General features: G+C 40.4%; 27 protein-coding genes and 1 pseudogene. 13 read left to right on the plus strand and 15 right to left on the minus strand.

Annotated elements, in window-relative coordinates; translation table 11 throughout:
- Window positions 1-14: 14 nt before the first annotated feature.
- The 13 genes from rpmC to rpsL all read right to left on the minus strand — a co-directional run bounded on the left by rpmC (window position 15) and on the right by rpsL (window position 8,047).
- Window positions 15-206, minus strand: a complete 192-nt coding sequence (rpmC, locus tag Q0162_RS00495; RefSeq protein ID WP_002675028.1) for a 50S ribosomal protein L29 — start codon at window positions 204-206, stop codon at window positions 15-17.
- Window positions 207-216: 10 nt separating this feature from the next.
- Entirely contained in the window at window positions 217-636 is a 420-nt protein-coding gene (gene rplP / locus Q0162_RS00500; RefSeq protein WP_002679503.1) for a 50S ribosomal protein L16, read from the minus strand.
- 20 nt (window positions 637-656) lie between these two features.
- The gene (rpsC, locus tag Q0162_RS00505; protein WP_002679516.1) at window positions 657-1,397 is read right to left on the minus strand and encodes a 30S ribosomal protein S3; all 741 of its coding nucleotides are present in this window, start codon (window positions 1,395-1,397) and stop codon (window positions 657-659) included.
- A gap of 8 nt (window positions 1,398-1,405) precedes the next feature.
- A complete protein-coding gene (gene rplV, locus Q0162_RS00510) occupies window positions 1,406-1,816 on the minus strand; it encodes a 50S ribosomal protein L22 (RefSeq protein WP_002679352.1) in 411 nt (136 codons plus the stop codon).
- Window positions 1,817-1,824: 8 nt separating this feature from the next.
- On the minus strand, window positions 1,825-2,103 hold the full coding sequence (gene rpsS, locus Q0162_RS00515; RefSeq protein WP_002675018.1) for a 30S ribosomal protein S19: 279 nt from the start codon (window positions 2,101-2,103) through the stop codon (window positions 1,825-1,827).
- 11 nt (window positions 2,104-2,114) lie between these two features.
- Window positions 2,115-2,942 carry a 50S ribosomal protein L2 gene (gene rplB, locus Q0162_RS00520; RefSeq protein ID WP_002675016.1) on the minus strand — a complete coding sequence of 276 codons (828 nt, stop codon included), beginning with the start codon at window positions 2,940-2,942 and terminating at the stop codon, window positions 2,115-2,117.
- Window positions 2,943-2,963: 21 nt separating this feature from the next.
- On the minus strand, window positions 2,964-3,251 hold the full coding sequence (gene rplW, locus Q0162_RS00525; RefSeq protein WP_009417396.1) for a 50S ribosomal protein L23: 288 nt from the start codon (window positions 3,249-3,251) through the stop codon (window positions 2,964-2,966).
- Between the two features lie 7 nt (window positions 3,252-3,258).
- Entirely contained in the window at window positions 3,259-3,888 is a 630-nt protein-coding gene (gene rplD / locus Q0162_RS00530) for a 50S ribosomal protein L4 (protein WP_002679296.1), read from the minus strand.
- A complete protein-coding gene (gene rplC, locus Q0162_RS00535) occupies window positions 3,888-4,505 on the minus strand; it encodes a 50S ribosomal protein L3 (RefSeq protein ID WP_002675012.1) in 618 nt (205 codons plus the stop codon). The genes rplD and rplC overlap by 1 nt, the downstream gene beginning before the upstream one ends.
- Window positions 4,506-4,671: 166 nt before the next feature.
- Window positions 4,672-4,983, minus strand: coding sequence for a 30S ribosomal protein S10 (rpsJ, locus tag Q0162_RS00540; RefSeq protein WP_002679460.1), 312 nt, complete (start codon window positions 4,981-4,983; stop codon window positions 4,672-4,674).
- A gap of 12 nt (window positions 4,984-4,995) precedes the next feature.
- Entirely contained in the window at window positions 4,996-7,116 is a 2,121-nt protein-coding gene (fusA, locus tag Q0162_RS00545) for an elongation factor G (RefSeq protein WP_002679399.1), read from the minus strand.
- A gap of 8 nt (window positions 7,117-7,124) precedes the next feature.
- Entirely contained in the window at window positions 7,125-7,601 is a 477-nt protein-coding gene (gene rpsG / locus Q0162_RS00550) for a 30S ribosomal protein S7 (protein WP_002679527.1), read from the minus strand.
- Between the two features lie 32 nt (window positions 7,602-7,633).
- A complete protein-coding gene (gene rpsL, locus Q0162_RS00555) occupies window positions 7,634-8,047 on the minus strand; it encodes a 30S ribosomal protein S12 (RefSeq protein WP_002679283.1) in 414 nt (137 codons plus the stop codon).
- Between the two features lie 627 nt (window positions 8,048-8,674).
- Here rpsL and Q0162_RS00560 point away from each other — a divergent pair.
- The 12 genes and pseudogenes from Q0162_RS00560 to Q0162_RS00620 all read left to right on the plus strand — a co-directional run bounded on the left by Q0162_RS00560 (window position 8,675) and on the right by Q0162_RS00620 (window position 18,546).
- Complete coding sequence (locus tag Q0162_RS00560; protein WP_297887447.1) at window positions 8,675-9,769, plus strand: hypothetical protein; 1,095 nt, start codon at window positions 8,675-8,677, stop codon at window positions 9,767-9,769.
- Between the two features lie 21 nt (window positions 9,770-9,790).
- On the plus strand, window positions 9,791-10,135 hold the full coding sequence (locus Q0162_RS00565) for a hypothetical protein (protein ID WP_297887450.1): 345 nt from the start codon (window positions 9,791-9,793) through the stop codon (window positions 10,133-10,135).
- 141 nt (window positions 10,136-10,276) lie between these two features.
- Window positions 10,277-10,699 (plus strand): organic hydroperoxide resistance protein, encoded by a 423-nt coding sequence (locus Q0162_RS00570; protein WP_297887453.1) that lies wholly within the window; start codon window positions 10,277-10,279, stop codon window positions 10,697-10,699.
- A gap of 112 nt (window positions 10,700-10,811) precedes the next feature.
- Window positions 10,812-11,597 carry a hypothetical protein gene (locus Q0162_RS00575; protein WP_297887455.1) on the plus strand — a complete coding sequence of 262 codons (786 nt, stop codon included), beginning with the start codon at window positions 10,812-10,814 and terminating at the stop codon, window positions 11,595-11,597.
- 47 nt (window positions 11,598-11,644) lie between these two features.
- Window positions 11,645-12,308: pseudogene (locus Q0162_RS13215) on the plus strand (DUF421 domain-containing protein).
- 23 nt (window positions 12,309-12,331) lie between these two features.
- Window positions 12,332-12,775, plus strand: a complete 444-nt coding sequence (locus Q0162_RS00590; protein WP_297887463.1) for a DUF2262 domain-containing protein — start codon at window positions 12,332-12,334, stop codon at window positions 12,773-12,775.
- Window positions 12,776-12,790: 15 nt separating this feature from the next.
- Window positions 12,791-13,246 carry a hypothetical protein gene (locus Q0162_RS00595; RefSeq protein WP_297887466.1) on the plus strand — a complete coding sequence of 152 codons (456 nt, stop codon included), beginning with the start codon at window positions 12,791-12,793 and terminating at the stop codon, window positions 13,244-13,246.
- A 198-nt stretch (window positions 13,247-13,444) separates the two neighbouring features.
- Entirely contained in the window at window positions 13,445-14,761 is a 1,317-nt protein-coding gene (locus Q0162_RS00600; RefSeq protein ID WP_297887469.1) for a DUF389 domain-containing protein, read from the plus strand.
- 182 nt (window positions 14,762-14,943) lie between these two features.
- Entirely contained in the window at window positions 14,944-15,777 is an 834-nt protein-coding gene (locus tag Q0162_RS00605) for an alpha/beta hydrolase (protein ID WP_297887472.1), read from the plus strand.
- Window positions 15,778-15,782: 5 nt separating this feature from the next.
- Window positions 15,783-16,778 (plus strand): NADP-dependent oxidoreductase, encoded by a 996-nt coding sequence (locus tag Q0162_RS00610; protein ID WP_297887475.1) that lies wholly within the window; start codon window positions 15,783-15,785, stop codon window positions 16,776-16,778.
- Between the two features lie 296 nt (window positions 16,779-17,074).
- On the plus strand, window positions 17,075-17,539 hold the full coding sequence (locus tag Q0162_RS00615) for a DUF302 domain-containing protein (RefSeq protein ID WP_297887478.1): 465 nt from the start codon (window positions 17,075-17,077) through the stop codon (window positions 17,537-17,539).
- 173 nt (window positions 17,540-17,712) lie between these two features.
- Entirely contained in the window at window positions 17,713-18,546 is an 834-nt protein-coding gene (locus Q0162_RS00620) for a Bro-N domain-containing protein (RefSeq protein ID WP_297887481.1), read from the plus strand.
- A 78-nt stretch (window positions 18,547-18,624) separates the two neighbouring features.
- On the opposite strand, the gene Q0162_RS00625 is transcribed toward Q0162_RS00620, so the two are convergent.
- The gene (locus Q0162_RS00625; protein WP_297887483.1) at window positions 18,625-19,473 is read right to left on the minus strand and encodes a CPBP family intramembrane glutamic endopeptidase; all 849 of its coding nucleotides are present in this window, start codon (window positions 19,471-19,473) and stop codon (window positions 18,625-18,627) included.
- Window positions 19,474-19,558: 85 nt separating this feature from the next.
- On the opposite strand from Q0162_RS00625, the gene Q0162_RS00630 reads away from it, so the two are divergent.
- Entirely contained in the window at window positions 19,559-20,200 is a 642-nt protein-coding gene (locus Q0162_RS00630; protein ID WP_297887485.1) for a LuxR C-terminal-related transcriptional regulator, read from the plus strand.
- Between the two features lie 8 nt (window positions 20,201-20,208).
- On the opposite strand, the gene Q0162_RS00635 is transcribed toward Q0162_RS00630, so the two are convergent.
- A complete protein-coding gene (locus Q0162_RS00635; RefSeq protein ID WP_297887492.1) occupies window positions 20,209-21,018 on the minus strand; it encodes a helix-turn-helix domain-containing protein in 810 nt (269 codons plus the stop codon).
- Between the last annotated feature and the right edge of the window lie 73 nt (window positions 21,019-21,091).

Consider the following 21,091-nt stretch of genomic DNA (forward strand, 5'->3'; position numbering starts at 1 on the left):
AAGGCAGGTTCGAATTATTGTAATTCTCGTTTAGTTAGCTCACAAGCCAATCTCGCGATAGTTCTTCTTACGTTACGTAATTGAATTGGTTTTTCCAATGACGAAATTGCGTGTGCCATTTTCAAATCTGCATACGATTTCTTAAACTCACCAAGCTTTTCTTGTAGCTCAGTTATTGTCAATTTGTTAATTTCAGACTGTTTCATTGTTCTTTAATTAATTTTGATAATCTCTTGCTACAACGAATTTTGTTTTCACGGGTAGCTTTTGAGCTGCGAGGCGTAGCGCTTCTTTTGCTACGTCGAGCGGCACGCCGCCTACCTCAAACATTATTCTTCCTGGTTTTACTACGGCTGCCCAGTATTCTACGGCACCTTTACCTTTACCCATACGTACTTCCAAAGGCTTTTTGGTAATAGGTTTATCTGGGAAGATTTTGATCCAAAGTTGACCTTCACGTTTCATATAACGAGTCGCTGCTACACGAGCTGACTCTATTTGGCGTGAAGTGATGAATGCTGAATCTAACGATTTAATTCCGAAAGTACCATTAGAAAGGAGCGCACCACGGTGAGCTACGCCTTTCATTCTGCCTTTTTGTTGTTTACGATATTTCGTTCTTTTTGGCTGTAACATCTTTCTTGTTCTTTAAAAAATTACTTTTTGCGACGCGCTCTTTTGGGTGCACCAGCAGGCTTGTCAGTTGATTTACCAGAGAAGTTTCCACCAGTGGCTTTTTTAGTCATACCTACGAGTGGTGATAGTTCTCTTTTACCATAGATTTCGCCTTTCATAATCCACACTTTGATGCCCATACGGCCATAAGTAGTGTGAGCTTCGTCAATAGCGTAATCGATATCAGCTCTAAAGGTTGAAAGAGGGATACGACCTTCTTTAAAGCTTTCGGAACGAGCCATTTCGGCTCCATTCAAACGACCTGAAATCATTACCTTGATACCTTCGGCGTTCATACGCATAGCTGAAGCGATAGCCATTTTGATAGCGCGTTTGTAAGAAACACGTCCTTCGATTTGGCGGGCGATGCTTGCTGCAACGAGAGCTGCGTCGAGTTCAGGGCGTTTGATTTCAAAAATGTTAATTTGGATGTCTTTACCGGTGATTTTCTTAAGTTCTTCTTTCAACTTGTCTACCTCCTGACCGCCTTTACCGATGATGATACCGGGGCGAGCGGTGGTGATAGTAACGGTTACAAGTTTGAAAGTACGCTCGATAATCACGTGAGCAACACTAGCTTTAGATAAACGAGCGAGAACATATTTTCTGATTTTATCGTCTTCAGCGAGTTTATCTCCGTAATCATTGCCTCCATACCAGTTAGACTCCCATCCTCTGATAATTCCTAGGCGATTTCCGATTGGATTTGTCTTTTGTCCCATAGTTTATCTTAGCTTTCTGTGTTAAAATTTTTAGCTCCAAGCACCAAAGTTATGTGGTTAGAGCGTTTTCTAATTCTGTGTGCTCTTCCTTGTGGAGCTGGGCGTAAGCGTTTAAGGATAGCGCCACCATCCACACGGATTTCTTTGATGAATACTCCTGCTTCTTCCAAGTTAGCGTCCTCGTTTTTAGCTTGCCAGTTAGCGATAGCTGAACGCAACAATTTTTCTAAACGAGCTGCTGCTTCTTTTTGGTTGAATTTCAAAATAGCCAAGGCTTTATCTACTTGCTGTCCACGTACTAAATCCGCTACTAGGCGCATTTTTCGGGGAGAAGTAGGGCAGTTATTTAACTTCGCGAAAGCCAAGCTTTTTTTAGCTTCTTTTATTTCGTCTGCTTTTAATTTTTTTCTAACTCCCATAGCCTTAATTATTTTTTACCTTTATTTTTTGCACCTGCGTGTCCACGGAAGGAACGGGTAGGTGAAAATTCTCCTAATTTATGTCCCACCATATTTTCAGTGATGTATACAGGGACAAACTGACGACCGTTGTGAACTGCAATAGTTTGGCCAACGAAGTCTGGAGTAATCATAGAAGCGCGTGACCAAGTTTTGATAACGTTTTTCTTACCAGACTGTATATTTTGTTGGATTTTCTTTTCCAAGCTATAGTGAACGTAAGGTCCTTTTTTTAATGAACGTGCCATTTGTTAGTCTCTTATTTTTTTCTGCGTTCTACAATATACTTATTACTTGCTTTGGTTTTAGAACGAGTTCTATAACCTTTCGCTGGAATGCCTTTACGTGAGCGTGGGTGACCACCGGTAGCACGACCTTCACCACCACCCATTGGGTGATCGACAGGGTTCATAACTACAGCACGAGTACGAGGACGGCGTCCTAACCAGCGTGAGCGACCTGCTTTACCTGAAAGTACCAATTGGTGATCAGAGTTTGATACGGCTCCTATGGTTGCGAGGCAAGTGAGGAGGATCATACGGGTTTCACCTGAAGGTAGCTTTACAGTAGCATACTTACCATCTTTTGCCATTAGTTGTGCAAAAGTTCCTGCAGAACGAGCGATGTTAGCTCCTTGTCCAGGGCGCAATTCAATACAAGAAATTACAGTACCGAGAGGGATTTGAGAGAGCGGCATTGCGTTACCGATTTCAGGAGCGATATTTTCTTGACCTGAAACGATTACTTGATCTACTTTCAAACCAGCGGGAGCGATGATGTAACGCTTTTCACCGTCGGTGTATTGAACGAGAGCAATAAACGCTGTTCTGTTAGGGTCGTACTCGATAGAAACTACTTTGGCGTCTACGCCGAATTTGTTTCGTTTGAAGTCGATGATACGGTACTTTTTCTTATGACCACCACCAATGTAACGCATGGTCATTTTTCCTTGATTGTTTCTACCACCGGTCTTTTTCAACGGAACGAGCAAGCTCTTTTCCGGCTTATCAGTAGTAATGGTGTCGAATTCGTTTACTACTCTAAAACGCTGACCAGGGGTAATCGGTTTTAATTTTCTAACTGACATTTTTGTCTATTTGTTAAATACTTATATATTACTATAAAAATCTATAGTTCCATCTTCTACTTGCACAACTGCTTTTTTCACTGCGTTAGTTTTAGCGATTTGCAAGCCTGTTTTTGTATAACGAGTAGATCGTTTAGGACCGTAGTTAAGAGTACGTACGGATTTTACTTTAACGCCATAAGTAGCTTCAACTTCATTTTTGATTTGAATCTTGTTAGCGTCCTTAGCTACTACGAATGTATAGCAGTTTCTCAACTCGCTATTTTCGTTTGCTTTTTCTGTATTTACAGGTTTAATTAATACGCTCATTTTCTTCTTATTTTGTTAAAATTGACTCTAAAACTGCTACTGAGCTCTCAGTAAGTACTACATTTGAAGCGTTCACTAATTGATAAGTGTTTAATTCTGAAGCAGTTACTACGCTTGAAGTAGGCACATTACGAGAGGACAAATATACGTTATTATTTGTATTTGGCAACACAAAAATTGATTTTTTATTTTCTAAGCCCAAAGATTTTACAACAGCTGTGAAATCTTTAGTTTTTGGAGCGTCGAAATTTAAATCTTCAACTACAACGAGGGCTTGGTTTTGCACTTTAGCGCTGAGGGCAGAACGGCGAGCCAAGCGTTTTACGTTTTTAGTAAGTTTTTGTGTATAGTCTTTAGGACGAGGACCGAATATGCGTCCGCCACCCACAAATACAGGAGATTTTACGCTACCTGCACGAGCTGTACCAGTACCTTTTTGTTTTTTGATTTTGCGAGTACTTCCAGCCACTTCGTTTCTTTCTTTAGCCTTGTGAGTACCTTGACGTTTGTTAGCTAAATAGCGTTTAACATCTAAGTATACTACGTGATTGTTAGGCTCGATACCGAACACAGCATCAGAAAGGGTTACCTTTCTACCTGTTTCTTTTCCTTGTATGTTTAATACTGCTACTTCCATTATTTGTGAATAGTTACGTAAGCATTTTTGTGACCTGGAATACAACCTTTTACTACTAAAAGATTTTTCTCAGCAACCACTTTCAATACTTTCAAGTTTTGTACTGTTACCTTTTCAGCTCCCATACGTCCAGCCATACGCATACCTTTGAATACGCGAGAAGGGTAAGACGAAGCACCTACTGAACCTGGTGCTCTTAGGCGGTTGTGCTGACCGTGAGTAGTTTGACCTACTCCGCCAAAACCGTGGCGACGTACCACCCCTTGGAAACCTTTACCTTTAGAAACGCCTGTGATATCCACAAACTCTCCTTCGGTGAAGAAATCTACGGTGATAGTATCACCTAATTTGTAATTGTCTTCAAAACCTTGGAATTCAACAACTTTTTTCTTTACAGAAGTACCTGCTTTTTTGAAGTGACCAAGCTCTGCTTTGGTAGCACGTTTTTCTGCTTTGTCATCGAAACCAAGTTGAAGAGCATCATAGCCATCAACCTCTTTGGTTCTGACTTGGGTAACTACGCAAGGACCTGCTTCGATGATGGTACAAGGAATATTTTTTCCGTTCTCATCAAAAATGCTGGTCATTCCTACTTTTTTTCCGATTAACCCAGACATAAAATTAAATATTAAATTAGTTATTAGTTTTTTTTTGAATCGACAATTAAGTTTTGCCAATTATTATAATGTTTCAGGGTCAAAAAATGCCTTAGGCTTTTTAACCCTGAATCATTTTTATCCGTTTTTCCCTAACCCGCAGTTTCGGGACATTTTAGTAAAGTTATCAAACTTTGATATCTACGTCTACACCACTTGGTAATTCCAATTTCATCAAAGCGTCGATAGTTTTAGATGAAGAGCTGTAGATGTCGAGGAGACGTTTGTGAGAGCTCAATTGGAATTGCTCACGAGCTTTTTTGTTTACGTGAGGAGAGCGCAATACAGTAAATATTTTTTTGTGGGTAGGTAGAGGAATAGGTCCTACTACTACAGCACCGGCTGCTTTTACTGTTTTTACGATTTTCTCAGCAGATTTATCTACCAAGTTGTGGTCGTAAGATTTTAACTTTATTCTTATTTTTTGTTGATTACTCATTTGCTTAATAATTTAGTTGCCTTTGGCTTTTTTAATTACTTCGTCTGCAATGTTAGATGGAGCTTCGGCGTAGTGAGAGAACTCCATTGTAGAAGTTGCACGACCAGATGAAAGGGTTCTAAGGGTAGTTACATAACCGAACATTTCGGATAGAGGCACGAATGCTTTTACTACTTTAGCACCATTACGGTCGCTCATATCGTTTACTTGACCACGGCGGCGGTTCAAGTCGCCTACGATATCACCCATATTTTCTTCTGGAGTAATAACTTCCAATTTCATAATAGGCTCCATCAATACGGCTTTTGCGGCACGAGCAGCTTCTTTGTAACCTAATTTGGCAGCCAACTCGAATGACAATGAATCTGAATCGACAGGGTGGAATGAACCATCGATAAGGGTAATTTTCATTGCGTCCATTTCGAATCCAGCTAAAGGTCCGTTTTTCATTGCTTCTTTGAAACCTTTTTCTACTGATGGTACATATTCTTTAGGGATGTTACCACCTTTGATTTCGTTTACAAATTCGAGACCTACTTTACCTTCTTCAGCTGGTTCCATACGGAATACGATGTCGGCAAACTTACCACGACCACCTGTTTGTTTTTTGTAGACTTCGCGGTGATCTGCTTTACCAGTGATAGCCTCTTTGTATTCAACTTGAGGTTCACCTTGGTTTACTTCCACTTTGAACTCACGTTTGAGACGATCGACAATGATATCCAAGTGTAACTCACCCATACCAGAGATGATAGTTTGACCAGAGGCTTGGTCGGTTTTTACTTGGAAGGTAGGGTCTTCTTCAGCGAGTTTAGCTAAAGCCATACCTAATTTATCAACGTCAGCTTTTGTTTTAGGTTCTACAGCGATACCGATTACTGGATCGGGGAATACCATACTTTCGAGAACGATAGGATATTTTTCATCGCAAAGAGTATCACCTGTTTTGATATCTTTAAAACCTACAGCAGCGCCTATATCACCAGCTTCGATGTATTCGATAGGATTTTGTTTATTAGCGTGCATTTGGTAGATACGAGAGATACGTTCTTTGCTGTTTGAACGGGTGTTCAACACGTAAGAACCTGCATCGAGGTGACCAGAATAAGCACGGAAGAATGCTAAACGACCTACATAAGGGTCGGTTGCGATTTTGAATGCCAAGGCTGAGAAAGGAGCATCAACAGCTGGTTTGCGGAGTGCTACTTCACCGGTATCGGGGTTAGTACCTTCGATAGCTTCTTTATCAAGTGGTGAAGGCAAGTAACGGCAAACAGCGTCGAGCATAAATTGTACTCCTTTGTTTTTGAATGATGAACCACATACCATAGGGATGATAGCCATATCCATTACTGCAGCGCGCAATGCTTTGTGGATTTCTTCCTCGGTGATAGAATGTTCATCTTCCATAAATTTTTCAAGAAGACCTTCGTCATAACCAGCTACTTCTTCGATCAATTGGGCACGGTATTTGGCTACATCTTCTTTCATATCTGCAGGGATTTCAACAACGTCGAAAGTAGAACCTGAGTTTTCTTCGTGCCATACGATGGCGCGGTTTTTAATCAAATCTACAACGCCTTTGAAATCAGCTTCGTCACCGATAGGCAATACGATAGGCACAGCGTTAGATTTGAGCATATCTTTTACTTGGTTGCAAACATTGAGGAAGTTAGCCCCTTGACGGTCCATTTTATTAACGAAGCCTATACGAGGTACTTTGTAGTTATCAGCCAAGCGCCAGTTAGTTTCAGATTGAGGTTCCACACCGTCTACAGCAGAGAAGAGGAATACTAATCCGTCGAGTACACGGAGAGAGCGGTTTACCTCAACGGTAAAATCCACGTGACCGGGAGTATCGATAATATTGAAGTGATACTCTTTAGCGTCGGCAGTAGGTTTACCATTTTCGGTAGGGAAGTTCCATTTACAAGTGGTTGCAGCAGATTGGATAGTGATACCGCGTTCAGCTTCTTGTTCCATCCAGTCCATAGTAGATGCACCATCGTGAACTTCACCGATTTTGTGAGTTTTACCGGTATAGAAAAGTATACGTTCGGTAGTGGTGGTTTTACCAGCATCGATGTGAGCGGCAATACCTATGTTTCTTGTATATTTTAAATCTCTACTCATCGTGTTAATTAAAATCTAAAGTGTGAGAATGCTTTGTTAGCTTCAGCCATACGGTGCGTATCCATTTTTTTCTTCACGGCAGCACCTTCTTCTTTAGAGGCAGCGATAATTTCGGCAGCCAATTTCTGAGCCATAGATTTCTCGTTGCGTTTACGAGCGTACCCGATGAGCCATTTCATAGCCATAGAGACTTTACGGTCTGGGCGAATTTGCATAGGGATTTGGAAGGTAGCACCCCCTACACGGCGAGAGCGAACTTCTACGTGAGGCATTACGTTGCTAAGAGCGTCTTTCCAAACTTCTAATGCCGACTTTTCGTCGTTATTTTTCTTTTGTTCTACGATATCGATAGCGTCGTAGAATACTTTAAAAGCCACTGATTTTTTACCGTCCCACATAAGGTTATTCACGAAGCGCGTAACCAATTGGTCGTTGAACTTAGGATCCGGTAAAAGGGGGCGTTTTTTAGCCTGTCTTTTTCTCATTTCTTTTCAGTTAAAAGATTTTGTGTGTTAAATTACTTTTTCTTACCTTTAGCTGGTGCGGCAGCGGCTTGTCCTGGTTTAGGGCGTTTAGCACCGTATTTAGAGCGACGTTGCGTTCTACCGGCAACACCGGCAGTATCAAGTGCACCACGCACGATGTGATATCTAACACCTGGTAAATCTTTTACCCTTCCGCCTCGTACCAATACTATCGAGTGCTCTTGGAGGTTGTGACCTTCACCTGGGATGTAAGCGTTCACCTCATTGCCATTAGTTAAACGAACACGAGCTACTTTACGCATAGCAGAGTTCGGTTTTTTAGGCGTAGTGGTGTACACACGTGTACATACACCGCGGCGTTGTGGGCACGAATCCAAAGCAACCGATTTACTCTTCTTGGTAATTCTGGTTCTTCCTTTTCGTACTAATTGTGAAATTGTTGGCATAATTTACAATACTATATATTTATTTATTTGTTTACTTGAGTTTTAGGCTTTAATTATTCAAAGCGGGTGCAAAAGTACAATTATTTTTTAAAACTACAAAACTATCTGAAAGATAAGAGGTAAGAGGGATTAGGGGTTAGGGGTTAGGGGTTAGGAAGTAATAGCCAGTCACTGTGTTTGATTATCAATACCTTATACTACAATTCTTTGTAGAAGTGATTATATTATAAGGAGTTATATATTTTTAATTTTGTTACAAATATCACAAAAAAGTTATTTTTTTAGGTAAGAGGTAAGAAAATGTAAGGTGTTTAAAATGTTTTGTTTGTGAGGAGCATTTGTGGGGGCGTTTGTGGGGAGGGTATCCGAAAAGTTTTATTTATATGGGCGTTTACAGTACATATTCAGCTATCGCTGACTTTCCTACATAACATACTAAAAAAGTAATTGATTATCACACCTCCACGAATTTTCACCTAATGGCGAATTACGAATCTATTTGTTTTTGTTATTAGAAAGTATTATCTTTGCTTTTATTTCTTTATTATTACCCTAAATACAGATAAACAAATACCAAAAACTTACGGAAAATTTACACTATCTCTCACAGGAAAGGACAGTCATAAAGTGAATATTACCCCAGGACAAGGACGCTTTACTATAGCTCCTAAGGCCTCGGGAGAGAAAGCTGATGCTTATGTAGAGGCAGACACCCCTATACAATGGGAAGTTTTCAACGATTTTAAAGTACCCGCAGGAGGCAACTGGCCGCGTGTGATGGACTATATGGGGAATGACACCCGCTTTATAAAATGGACTGAGCAGCGCGAAATGGAGAGCTTTGACTGGACACTAATGGCTCCTGCAACAGTAGATTTCTCTAAAGCAAAGATTGAATATTTATCGGTAGATAATAATGATTATCCTCTTGATATTAAACTCGGTAACAAGTGGCTGAAGGGGCTTAGTTTGCAAGGAAATCCGCATAAGATAACGCTTGAATCGGCAGTTCCTTTGGAAGATATCTCGTTTCGTATCAGTACTGAAAAGAAGAATAATACCCCTGTGTTCTTGCCTGAATTTGAAGCTCTAAAAGATATTACCACTATCAATATAAGTACGCCGGTAGGGGGACAACCCTTTGACTGCGGAAGCTTGTTGCAGTTCAAAAAACTGAAGACAGTGAGATTGGATGGAAATATGTGTAATATGGAGGCTTTGAGTAAATTAAACCTTAGCGGTATTGAGGTGCGTTATTGCCCTGATATGACTGGATTACCCCCCTTGAGTACTTGGGCAGACCTCAGCTATTGTATTTTCTGGAATGTGGAAGAGGTAAGAGGTAAGGTACTTAGAAAAGAACTGAAAGAATTGGAGAAAACGCGAGGGTTGAGTGAATATGCTTCAGTCTCCAACTTGCATCCTAAGAGTTGGTTCGTTACAGAGTTCAACATTCCTTTTGCTTCATGGGAAGGCAAGAATGGCAGAGAGGCAATGAAAGCCTATAAGGAAACCCTAAAAGCCATAAAAAAAGCTAAAGAGGAAAAAGAAGTCAGGAGCCTATTAGAAGCGCTTATCGCTGTTATCAACGGGTTGCCCAATATAGAAACCACTGAGCGAGAGGACGCCTACGAGGCTGTATGTCAGCTAGCTGAAGTAGCGCCTTTAGCTATTGAGGAAGAGAAAATAACTCAGTGGTTTGACCAGGCGAGAGAATTTTAAGAAACTTATAAACGGATTATTATGACCTCAGATGAATTTGCAAAGAACTTTTATCTCGAAAAACTAAATTTTTTAAAATCCTGCTTTGAAGAGCAGCCCCAATGCCCCAGTGCTGTAAATGCCAAAATAAAAGAAATGGCACTTAGTAACTCCCAGCAAGAGCAGCTTAAAGATGTAATAGATACCCTCTTAACAGATGTGTTTTACAGCGTTCTATTAGGGTTAGACGGCGAACATAGCATAGGCAACATCCAGCAGACTTACAAAATATATGATGAAGACAACAACCTTATTTCCGATTGTGGGGAATTGGAAGCCAGTGCTTATGAATACTTTCACGAGGGCAAATATGAAAAACAACAATGATACATAACTTATTTTAAAACATCTACAAACACCCTCTCATAGTAATGCAAGTACAAAATCTATTTTAAAAAAACATTATTCAAAATATTTGTCGTATCTTTGTCTTTTGAAAGTAAGTCAAAAAAATAAATAAGAATTATTATGAAAGCATTGTACACAGCAGTGGCTACCGCTACCGGTGGTCAAAAAAGAAAAGTAACTTCCGATAATGGAGTGTTAAGCCTTGAACTACGCTCTCCTAAAGCCTTAGGTGGAGCTAATGACGATTATACCAATCCTGAGCAGATTTTCGCAGCGGGCTATGCTGCTTGTTTTGACACTGCCCTGAATTTGGTTATCAGGCAAGCTAAAATAACCACTGGCGAGACCTCTGTAACGGCACACGTATCTATAGGGAAGCTCGATAATGGCGGGTTTATTTTTGCAGTAACCTTACAAGTAAATATACCCGAGGTATCACTTGAACAAGCTGAAGAACTTGCCGCAAAAGCGCATCAAGTTTGTCCGTATTCTAACTCTACTCGTGGAAATATAGAGGTAACTACAGAAGTAACCAATAACTAAAAAATTTCCCTTGCAGGCACTAGGCACTCTGCAAGGGAAATTTTTATTTAGCTAACTTGTTAATTATCTAATTATTCTTACTTTTGCGCCTTGAAAAGAAAACTTAAGTACAATGAGAAAATTACTTTATGTGTTATTAACACTGTTATCTTCGGCTTCTGCCTACTCACAGATGCTTTTTTCGGAAAATCTCACGATGACGATAGACAGTACCAAAACCTTACAAGGTAGCTTGATGCCTATCTTGAACTTCAAAACCGAAAAAGAGAATATTTTCACAATTAAAAATACCGCTAACCTCAACCTGCTCATCAATCGCAATAGGGTTATCAATGTAATCAACAAATTTGAGCTTTCTACTTATGGTAGTCAAATAATCTTAAGTGGTGGATATATACATTTGGAATATCGCTACTTGTTAGACCACGCTTTTGAGGTGTACCCTTATGCCGAATCACAATGGGCAGAGAGCAGGGGGATGAGCCACAAAATTTCTACGGGTTTGCAGTCGCGCTATCGATTAGTAAACACTAATTCCTCACTGATGTTTGCTGCTGCGGGTTTGTTCTTTGAGTATGAAAAATGGCAACACCCAGCCCCTGATGCCAATACCCCTGACCACGCTTATAGTCGTAGTATCAAAACCCATTTATCGCTCAGCTACAAACTTCGATTAAATGAAAAATGGGAACTTATCACCACTGCTATACATCAAGGGAAACCTGATAGCACTTACTTCAAAGAAGCGCGTTTTGGCGGGGCACTCGACCTCACTTATAACATCACCCCTACCATAGGTATTGTGGGCACTTACCGACTTATCTACGACACTGCCCCTATTGTACCTATAAAAAAAGATTATCATTCACTTGAAGTTGGGCTTAATATTTCATTCTAATTATCAATTTGTCAATTAACAAATTGTCTCATCAATAAATCAACTTTATGTTTACAATTCCTTATATTGAATCTGAGGAGTTTTTCTACTTAGATGTATTCCTAAAACTGCTTTTAGGATTATTGGCTATTGCCTTAATTATCAACAAATCGGGCAAGGGTAATTTAGCGCCCACTTCAGCTATGGATCAAGTACAAAACTACGTACTTGGGGGTATCATCGGGGGCGTGATTTACAGTCCGTCGGTTACGCTTTTTCAGTTTGCCATTGTATTGATTATTTGGGCATCACTCATCATAGGGTTACGCCAGCTGAAAACTAAAAACCACGCTTTTAAGAAGTTTATAGATGGTAACCCCCGTGATTGTTATCAATCGTGGCAAGATAGACATTGCGGCTTGCAAAAAAGCTAAAATTACAGCACACGAACTCGCTTTCAAGCTCCGCAAAGAAGGGGTTTACTACATCAGGGATGTAAAAAGAGCCGTACTTGAACAGAATGGCGAGCTCATTATTGTATTATCAGGTGAAGAAAACCCTAAATACCCTATCATCACCGATGGTATTATCCAAAAAAGCGTATTGGAAGATGTAGATAAAACCGAAGAATGGTTGCTTGCGAAGCTACAAGAATTAGGCTATAACAGTCCGTCAGAGGTATTTTTAGCTGAATACGAAAGTGCACAAATAAAAGTAATTCCTTATAATTAGGAGATAGTTTTAAACAAGAATCTATGAAACAATATAAAATTACAGATTTTACACAGCACACTGATGACCCTACTTCTTATGAAGGGACGGTGGTTATCAATGGAAAAGAATTAAGTGTGGACATCATCCTTGAAGATGAAGGCGAAACTGAAAAGATAGAACAGCAGATGAACTCTTTTTTCAGTGAGATAAACACCCTATTGCCCAAAGCCAAAGAATGTATTGCCGAGAAATATTTAAACCTGTACAATACCAATTGGCGTTTTGGCGATGATGACGAGGATGATCCCGATAAACCTGAGCTTACTAAAAAGGAATTTATGGAAGCCCTTAGCTTGCGAAGTCTCTTGTTTTACAGCGAAGACGTAGAAGTCTTCTTTGATGACAACGATATGTTCTTAGGGCACTCGCTTATCGCCTCAGAGTTTGACGGTGAGAATTTTAATGATGCCCAAATGTTTGGTTAGAATAATTAATTGAAAATGACCTTAGAAACGATCATTACCCATTACAGAAATCGCTTAGTGGCATTGCCCGATGCCATACTTATAGGCGAAATCCCCGAAGGAGCTGAAAATATTTCCTCAGAGGTGTTACAACTCATAGCCCCTGCACATTGTGCTTTTTTAAAACTTTGCAATGGTGGCTCTTTTGGCGATATCATTCTGTGGAGTACAGAGGAACTATTAGATAACCAATATCGCGTCCCCGCCAATCAAACTTCGTGGTATGAAATAGGGCAACTATTGTATGAACCACTTTTTCTTGACAAAGATACCCAACACGTAATTTTCCCTGCCGATAGCTATGAAGGTATTGAGGAGATTGATGTTGATTTCAATACTTTTATAAGCGAATACATCTTTGGCAGTAAGTACAAGGAAAAAATTATAGGCTATGACAATGCCGAGGATGATTGGTCTGGATTTTTAAATTAGAACATCTAACCACCCTCAACATTTGGGAGCAAACCAAAATTATTGATGGAAAGATTTCATTTTTGGAAGAAATACCAAATCTAAAAAAAATAGATATAAGAAAATATACACACTACCATTAAAGCTAATTTGCTAATTAGCAAATTATTACTATCTTTGCCCCTAATATTTAAACTAACATCATAAATACTTAACATTATGAGTTTTTTGAAAAAACTTTTTAATTTACATCAAGGAGAAGAGAAAAAGGAAAAAGTAATTGAAGATATCCTTAGCAATATCTCTTTTCGTGGCGCTAACTTGTGGATTTTATCGTGTGCTATCCTCATTGCTTCTATTGGGCTGAATGTCAATTCTACCGCTGTTATCATTGGGGCGATGCTTATTTCACCTTTGATGGGACCTATCGTAGGGGCAGGATTTGCATTGGCTACTTACGATTTCGACCTATTGAAAAAAACGGGGCGCAGTTTGCTTATCGCTACGATAGTGAGCCTCACAGTATCGTTTATCTACTTCTATATCAGTCCGTTTAAAGATGTACAGTCAGAGCTTCTGGCACGTACTTCGCCTACCATTTACGATGTGCTTATCGCCTTTGTAGGTGGGTTGGTAGGAGCTATCTCCCTCACCCGTCAAGACAGAGGGAACCCTATCCCAGGGGTGGCAATTGCTACCGCTTTGATGCCACCGCTTTGTACAGCTGGATTTGGCTTGGCTACGGGCAATATTAGTTTTTTTTTAGGAGCTTTCTACCTCTATAGCATCAACTGTTTCTTCATTGGGATTGCCACTTTCCTCATCATCAAATACCTGAAATACACTCCTAAAAACACGGGTAACGAAGCGCTCAACAAGCGTTTGCGCGTTGTTATCACCACATTGGTCATCCTCATTGTTACCCCCAGTTTGTATTTGGCATATAGCCTTTTGAAAGAAAAGGAATTCCACGAGAATGTAGCTCATTATATCACTGCCGAGTTCGAAAACAGCGGTTATACTATCATTTATAAGAAAATACGCTACAACACGAACCCTAAAAGCATTGAATTAGCGTTTTTGGATAAGAAATTTAGCGATGAAGAGTTAAAAATGCTGCAAAGCAACCTTAAAAACTTCAATCTACTCAATACTGAGCTTATTGTACGACAAAAAGAATCGGAAATTGATAAAGAAATACTATTGGAAATCAACAAAAACAAGTCGTCGCTCTCTAGTAAAGATGTGATGATAAAGAACCTAACTGACGAACTGGAAAAATACAAGCCTACTGATGCTATTTTTGCTAAAGAAATGCAGGTATTATTCCCAAGCATAGACGATTTTTATTTTGGCAAGCTGAACCACTTGTCTAATAAAGATTCTCTACAAACGGCTACTGTACTGCTCTACACCCTGAAAAAAGATACTATAAAGGGCAAAGAAGTGGTTAAAGAAATAGATGCCGCGCGATTGCAACAATGGCTCGCTGAGAAGTTTGGCGATAAGAAAGTAATTTGCCGAGTAGCAGATTAGGTCCGTAGCACGACACGCAAGTCGTAGCACGACAAACTGTAAAAAATTCCCCGTGATGCAAACTGTCTATGTGGCTCGCATCACGGGGTTTTTATATACCATTATCAATATTTATTATAGGAAACTTTTATCGTGTTTAAAGTTTTTAACCTACCTTTGCACCCGATTTAAAAATAAACTTTATGAACAGTTACTCCAATATCCCTAATAAATTCATCACCACTGCCGATGGCGTACAAATCGCTTATCGCGATTATGGAAACCCCAATGGCGATACCCTCCTACTCTTTGTGCATTTGGCTGCCAACTTAGATAATTGGCGCCCCGAATTATTAGACCTCTTGGCTGAAAAACACCGCATTATCACTTTTGATTATCGCGGCGTAGGGCTTTCAGAAGGCAAACAATCACTTAGCATTGCCCAAATGGCTAAAGATAGCTTGCTGTTTATCGATGCTTTGCAGTTAGACAAAGTGCATTTGTTAGGCTTCTCGATGGGTGGTTTTGTAGTGCAGGAACTAATTCCGCTTGCTCCCGAGCGTTTTGATAAAATTGTTTTAGCAGGTACAGGACTCAGAGGTGGGAAAGACATCGATCGCATCACCCCTATAGCCGATAAACATACACTCAAAGCTATTCTCACCTTCAAAGACCCTAAGTATTATATGTTCTTCAATCAGAATGAAAACGGGAAACGGAAGGCTAATGAGTTCCTGCAAAGCCTCAAACAGCGCAAAGAAGGCAAAGATAGGTCTATTAGCTGGAAAAGTTACAGACGACAGCTCAAGGCTATTACTCTATGGGGCAAAGCTCCTCAAGCCGACCTTTCAGCTATCAAGCAACCTACCTTAGTAGTCAATGGCGATAATGATGTGATGGTGCGCACCGAGCATTCGTACACACTCGCTAAAAATATCCCTAATAGCAAGCTCATCATCTACCCCGATGCAGGACACGGTGCTGCTTTTCAAGAATATACCTCTTTTGCTAATGAAGTACTTAACTTTTTAAAATAACAACAATGAAAGCCTATTTTATCAACAAATATCAGAAAACGCCCGCTACTCTTGGCGAGCAACCCTCCCCTACTATCAATGAAAACCAAGTGCTTATCGAAGTAAAAGCCGCTGGACTTAACCACTTAGACCTACGCATCAAAAGCGGTGAGTTTAAGCTATTAGTGCGCAATACTTTTCCTCTTATCTTAGGGCACGACCTATCGGGGGTAGTGCGCGCAGTAGGCAGCAAGGTTACCCAGTACCAAGTAGGCGATGAAGTAATGGCACGCCCCCGCGATGGGCATATAGGTGCTTTTGCCCAGCAAATAGCCGTTTATGAAGCCGATGTAGCTCCTAAGCCTAAAAACATTACAATGGAAGAAGCCGCTGGTGTGCCTTTGGTAGCCCTTACTGCTTGGCAAGCCTTGGTTGAGAAAGCCAACGTGCAGAAAGGACAAAAAGTGTTTATACACGCGGGTTCAGGTGGAGTAGGCACTATCGCTATTCAGTTGGCTAAACATTTGGGAGCCTATGTAGCTACCACTACCAGTACCGATAATATCGCCTTTGTAAAGGATTTAGGATCCGATGAGGTTATCGATTATCGCAAGGAAGATTTTTCTGAAAAACTAACCGACTATGATGTGGTACTCAATAGTTTAGACGAGGCTACTTTGCTCAAATCAACAAAGATACTCAAGGCAGGCGGTCATCTCATCTCTATTTCAGGACCTCCTACCAAAGCATACGCTAAAGAAGCAAAATTAGGATGGATACTGCAGCAAGTAATGCACTTCATCAGTAGGAAAGTGCGAAAAGTATGCGCCCAAAAGCAATTGCAATACGACTTTCTATTTATGCGAGCCAATGGCGCACAGCTTACCCAAATAAGTCACTTAATAGAAAACGGAAGTCTTCGCCCTATAACTGATAAAGTTTTCCCTTTTAACCAAATAGCTGAAGCCTTTGACTATATGGGCAAAGGAAGAGCCAAAGGAAAAGTAGTAGTTAGTTTTTAGTCGTAGCACGACAAGCAAGTCGTAGCACGACAAGCTGTAATAAACTCCCCGTGTGGTATGGTACTACACGAGGAGTTTTTTATAAAAGGCACAAATTTAGTAGGTTAAGTAAAAAATAATATGTACTTTTGCATATTATACCGTTTAAAGGTAGCCTGTGGCTACCTTTAAGTGCAAAAAAGAATACATTATGGATAAAATAACTCATCTGTATCAACAGTGGAAAGCTGGAAATCCACCACAAACTAAACGAACTTACCCTTACTTTCTTTAAAAGAATACTTATAATAAACTATATGAAACACTTAATTATCTTGTTATTATTCCCGTTCTTAGCAGCGGCACAACCTATTATTAGTTGTACTGATGTAATAAAACCTTATGCTGACTTTCAGAGTCCATTGGCTTTTGAAGAGACTGTGGTAGCCCTTCAAAAAGAGCTAAATAGTAGGGGCATTACCATTTTTGCTACTATCGACCATAAAAAGGCTGCCGAGGCTGTAGGCGAAAGTATGCCGCCTGCCACTGTGCTTATAGTAGGCAACCCCAAAGTAGGGACTGCCCTAATGCAGGAAAACCCTCGCTTTGCTATTGAACTCCCTTTGAAAATCCTCATCTATGAGGAAAATAAAACAGTAAACATACGCTACGAGAAAATTGCTGCTATGGGCGAAAAATACCATATCAAGCAAAACTTCGCTACAGCAGAAAAGATAGATAGCGCCATGCAACAGCTGATTAAATTAGTAATTGGGAAATAAGCAAATTAGGTCGTAGCACGACACGCAAGTCGTAGCACCACACTCAATAAAACAACTCCCCGTAATGCAAACTGCCTATGCGGCTCGCATCACGGGGAGTTTTTGTTAATTATTAATTGTTAATTGCTAATTGTTTTGTACCTTTGTAACTCGAAAATATTTCATCATCTGAAATGAAAAAAGAAGCTATCAAATTATTTGAAGAACGCAAGGTGCGAACCATTTGGGACGACACTCACGAGAAATGGTATTTCTCTATTGTAGATGTAGTGGCTATACTTGCGGATAGTAAAGATTTTCTTACTGCTCGAAAGTATTGGAACAAACTAAAAGAACGACTCAAAAAAGAGGGAAATGAAACGGTGTCAAATTGTCACCAGTTGAAATTAGAAGCTGCTGATGGTAAAATGCGACTTACTGATGTTGCTGATACTGAACAACTTTTCCGCTTGATACAGTCTATACCTTCTCCTAAGGCAGAACCTTTCAAACTATGGATGGCAGAAGTTGCTAGCACTCGTATTGACCAATTGCAAGACCCTGAACGCTCTATAGAACAAGCCGTAGCCGATTATCGCCGCTTGGGATATTCGGAGGCGTGGATAAACCAACGTATCAAATCTATTGAAGTACGAAAAGAGCTTACCGATGAGTGGAAACGTACGGGAGTAAAGGAAGGTGTAGAGTACGCTACTCTCACTGATATTATCACCCAACAATGGAGTGGCTTTACTACCAAAGAATACAAGCAGTACAAAGGACTCAAAAAAGAGAACTTACGCGACAATATGACTAACTTGGAAATGGCTTTTAACATATTAGCCGAAGCCTCAGCTACCGAACTTTCCAAACAACGCGATCCACAAGGAGTAGAAGAACAGAAAAAGGTAGCTAAAGAAGGTGGTAGTGTAGCCAAAGTAGCGCGCAAGCAATTGGAAGCTCAATTGGGGCGCAGTGTCATATCGCCTACAAAAGCAAAAGACTACCTTAAAATTAAGAAGTCGTAGCACGACACACAATAAATAAAACTCCCCATAATGCAAACTGCCTGTGCGGCTCGCATCACGGGGAGTTTTCGTCTCTCGTCATTCGTCTCTCGTCATTCGTAACTTCCTCAGCCATAAACCTACACCGAGATACAACAGACAAGGGATTATCCCCGAAACTGGCGAAATGAGTATCTCTCTACCTGTTTCTATAAAAATATGCTTGTCGTATATCAGGCTGTTGATAGTGGTATCCTCAATAGCGTGCATCCACACCCCAGCCCATATCGACTTTGTAAGACGGAAAAGTTCGGTATACATCACCGTCCACGAGATGCAGCACACTAATGCCATTACGCAAAAAGTAACCTTATCGTAAGGGAATACGGCAAATAGCTGTTCAGGTTTTAGGAAGTAGAAAAAGTAAGGCAAATGCCACGAGCACCACACTACCCCCACAATGAGATAGAGCCACACGTCTTTAATTTTCAAACTGAGCAAACGAGCCGTAAGATACCCCCGCCACGACGATTCTTCAAAGAAATTCTTTACAAATTCGGCTACTACAAAAATACCAAAGCCCGCAAAATAGTCTGTCCACCGGATTTGCACGTCCAGCCAGCCTAACAACTCGCCTATAAGCAGGGTAACGGCAATCACCGCAGGGTAAATAAGGGTTGCCACCCCATACCAACGCAGGTTTTTCTTAATAAGCGGACGCAATCCTGCATCGCGCCAACCATCACCCATAAAAGTGCGCAACAAGAGCCAAGTAAGCAGGGGAGCCACTATAAAAATACCCATTCCGCTAGTACCATTACTGGTATCACTGAAATCGCCTATTGTTTCGCCCGTAAGAGCATCCACCCATACGCCCACCCAGCCACAACTGAGGGCTACGAGAATAAAAATACATAAATTTCTAATAGTTCGTGCTTGATGCTTCATCTTTTAAAAATATTTAATTATCTTTGGCGCAAAATTACGCCGGTGCACATCACTACACAATACTGAATAATAACCATTTTTTAAGATGACAACCGATAAAAGCATAGAGGAAATAGCCCAAGAATACATTTCTTATATGAAAATCTTGGAACAAGCAGGTAGTTTTGCCGTTTTTCTATCGGATAAATTCGGGCATTACTATTATGTAACCGAATATATTGAAGCATCTCAAGAGCTCAATATTGAAAAATTAGTACATCCCGATGATTTAGAGGTGGTAAGAAGAATTGATAAAAAAGTATGGGAGTTTTTAGATACACTCCCCGAGGAAGAAAAGCTAACTTACAAATACATCTATGAAATGAGAGTTTTGGATAGAAGAAAGTATGTACGAATGATTTACCAAATGCGTATATTAGCCTTTAAAGACGATAATTTTTTGGGAATGGGCATCATAGACCTCGCTCCCGAGCAATCAGCCAATACTTCTGTCCGTTTTCAAATAAAAAACTGCCTTACCGATGAGATTGTACCTTTTGTTATCGAAAGTGCTACCGATGTCCTGCTCACTCCGCGCGAAAGAGAGATACTCGCCCTTGCCAAAGAAGGAATGTTCAGCAAAGAAATCTCTGAAAAACTGAACATCAGCATACATACCGTAAACCGCCACCGCCAAAATATCCTCGAAAAACTACAAGTAGATAATATAATTGAAGCAATGAAGTAATTGGCTAATTACTGATAAAATGCACTCGGACTTACTCCTAAGTGCTGTTGTACAAAGCGAGAGAAATAGGCGGTAGAAGAAAAACCAAAAAGGTCGGTGAGCTCGGTGATAGAGTGTGTTTTCTGTTGCAATAGTTTACGTATATGTATAATAGTAAAGCGGTTAATCCAAAAGAGGGCATTGCGCCCGCTCACCTGCTTGCATACTTCCGATAGGTGCTTAGGCGAGACAAAAAGCTTATCGGCATAATAGCCCACTTCGCGATGTTGCACATACTCTTCTTGTTCTAACAATGCCATAAAACGCACCATAAGATCGTTGTCCTGAAAGGTTATTTTCTGCTGACCAAACAACGAGGTATGAATATCAAAATAATCTAAAAAAAGCATTTGTACCGCACTGTGTAGCACTTCCTCTTGGAAAGCGTGAGTGGTATCGGTCAGTCGGCGTTTTATTTGCTCGAAATCGTATTGCAATTGGGCAAACTGCTTTTCGGTAAGGAGCATAATAGGGTTTGCAAACAGTGCCAAAGCCCCCCGTATGCCGTAATTGCTACGCGGGGTGCAGTATTCGGCATATTTAGGGGTGAGGTAGATACAAGTAGCTTGCAAGTAGGGTGAGGGCACAACAACCTCTATAAACTCCTGATAAGGAATAATCATTGTTTGTCCAGCTTCGAGCACAAAATTTTCTCCGTTGTACTCAAAAGTATACCTGCCCGCCTGGCACAGCACGTGGGCTATACAATGCCGCAACTCCTCACTACCCAAACGGTGAAGATTATCTTCAATAATGATATTTCCGTTATTTTCACTCATAGTGCGGCAAAGATAAGAAAAAAAATGTAAAAACTACCGACTTTTGTGTAACAATCTGTTCAAAATACCGCCG

Source organism: uncultured Capnocytophaga sp., from assembly GCF_937936315.1.
Lineage (GTDB): Bacteria > Bacteroidota > Bacteroidia > Flavobacteriales > Flavobacteriaceae > Capnocytophaga.

What these genes read in the sequence shown, in the direction of transcription:
- rpmC (WP_002675028.1), bottom strand. Translation starts at nt 206, where the DNA reads ATGAAACAGTCTGAAATTAACAAATTGACAATAACTGAGCTACAAGAA.
- rplP (WP_002679503.1), bottom strand. Translation starts at nt 636, where the DNA reads ATGTTACAGCCAAAAAGAACGAAATATCGTAAACAACAAAAAGGCAGA.
- rpsC (WP_002679516.1), bottom strand. Translation starts at nt 1,397, where the DNA reads ATGGGACAAAAGACAAATCCAATCGGAAATCGCCTAGGAATTATCAGA.
- rplV (WP_002679352.1), bottom strand. Translation starts at nt 1,816, where the DNA reads ATGGGAGTTAGAAAAAAATTAAAAGCAGACGAAATAAAAGAAGCTAAA.
- rpsS (WP_002675018.1), bottom strand. Translation starts at nt 2,103, where the DNA reads ATGGCACGTTCATTAAAAAAAGGACCTTACGTTCACTATAGCTTGGAA.
- rplB (WP_002675016.1), bottom strand. Translation starts at nt 2,942, where the DNA reads ATGTCAGTTAGAAAATTAAAACCGATTACCCCTGGTCAGCGTTTTAGA.
- rplW (WP_009417396.1), bottom strand. Translation starts at nt 3,251, where the DNA reads ATGAGCGTATTAATTAAACCTGTAAATACAGAAAAAGCAAACGAAAAT.
- rplD (WP_002679296.1), bottom strand. Translation starts at nt 3,888, where the DNA reads ATGGAAGTAGCAGTATTAAACATACAAGGAAAAGAAACAGGTAGAAAG.
- rplC (WP_002675012.1), bottom strand. Translation starts at nt 4,505, where the DNA reads ATGTCTGGGTTAATCGGAAAAAAAGTAGGAATGACCAGCATTTTTGAT.
- rpsJ (WP_002679460.1), bottom strand. Translation starts at nt 4,983, where the DNA reads ATGAGTAATCAACAAAAAATAAGAATAAAGTTAAAATCTTACGACCAC.
- fusA (WP_002679399.1), bottom strand. Translation starts at nt 7,116, where the DNA reads ATGAGTAGAGATTTAAAATATACAAGAAACATAGGTATTGCCGCTCAC.
- rpsG (WP_002679527.1), bottom strand. Translation starts at nt 7,601, where the DNA reads ATGAGAAAAAGACAGGCTAAAAAACGCCCCCTTTTACCGGATCCTAAG.
- rpsL (WP_002679283.1), bottom strand. Translation starts at nt 8,047, where the DNA reads ATGCCAACAATTTCACAATTAGTACGAAAAGGAAGAACCAGAATTACC.
- Q0162_RS00565 (WP_297887450.1), top strand. Translation starts at nt 9,791, where the DNA reads ATGACCTCAGATGAATTTGCAAAGAACTTTTATCTCGAAAAACTAAAT.
- Q0162_RS00570 (WP_297887453.1), top strand. Translation starts at nt 10,277, where the DNA reads ATGAAAGCATTGTACACAGCAGTGGCTACCGCTACCGGTGGTCAAAAA.
- Q0162_RS00575 (WP_297887455.1), top strand. Translation starts at nt 10,812, where the DNA reads ATGAGAAAATTACTTTATGTGTTATTAACACTGTTATCTTCGGCTTCT.
- Q0162_RS00590 (WP_297887463.1), top strand. Translation starts at nt 12,332, where the DNA reads ATGAAACAATATAAAATTACAGATTTTACACAGCACACTGATGACCCT.
- Q0162_RS00595 (WP_297887466.1), top strand. Translation starts at nt 12,791, where the DNA reads ATGACCTTAGAAACGATCATTACCCATTACAGAAATCGCTTAGTGGCA.
- Q0162_RS00600 (WP_297887469.1), top strand. Translation starts at nt 13,445, where the DNA reads ATGAGTTTTTTGAAAAAACTTTTTAATTTACATCAAGGAGAAGAGAAA.
- Q0162_RS00605 (WP_297887472.1), top strand. Translation starts at nt 14,944, where the DNA reads ATGAACAGTTACTCCAATATCCCTAATAAATTCATCACCACTGCCGAT.
- Q0162_RS00610 (WP_297887475.1), top strand. Translation starts at nt 15,783, where the DNA reads ATGAAAGCCTATTTTATCAACAAATATCAGAAAACGCCCGCTACTCTT.
- Q0162_RS00615 (WP_297887478.1), top strand. Translation starts at nt 17,075, where the DNA reads ATGAAACACTTAATTATCTTGTTATTATTCCCGTTCTTAGCAGCGGCA.
- Q0162_RS00620 (WP_297887481.1), top strand. Translation starts at nt 17,713, where the DNA reads ATGAAAAAAGAAGCTATCAAATTATTTGAAGAACGCAAGGTGCGAACC.
- Q0162_RS00625 (WP_297887483.1), bottom strand. Translation starts at nt 19,473, where the DNA reads ATGAAGCATCAAGCACGAACTATTAGAAATTTATGTATTTTTATTCTC.
- Q0162_RS00630 (WP_297887485.1), top strand. Translation starts at nt 19,559, where the DNA reads ATGACAACCGATAAAAGCATAGAGGAAATAGCCCAAGAATACATTTCT.
- Q0162_RS00635 (WP_297887492.1), bottom strand. Translation starts at nt 21,018, where the DNA reads ATGAGTGAAAATAACGGAAATATCATTATTGAAGATAATCTTCACCGT.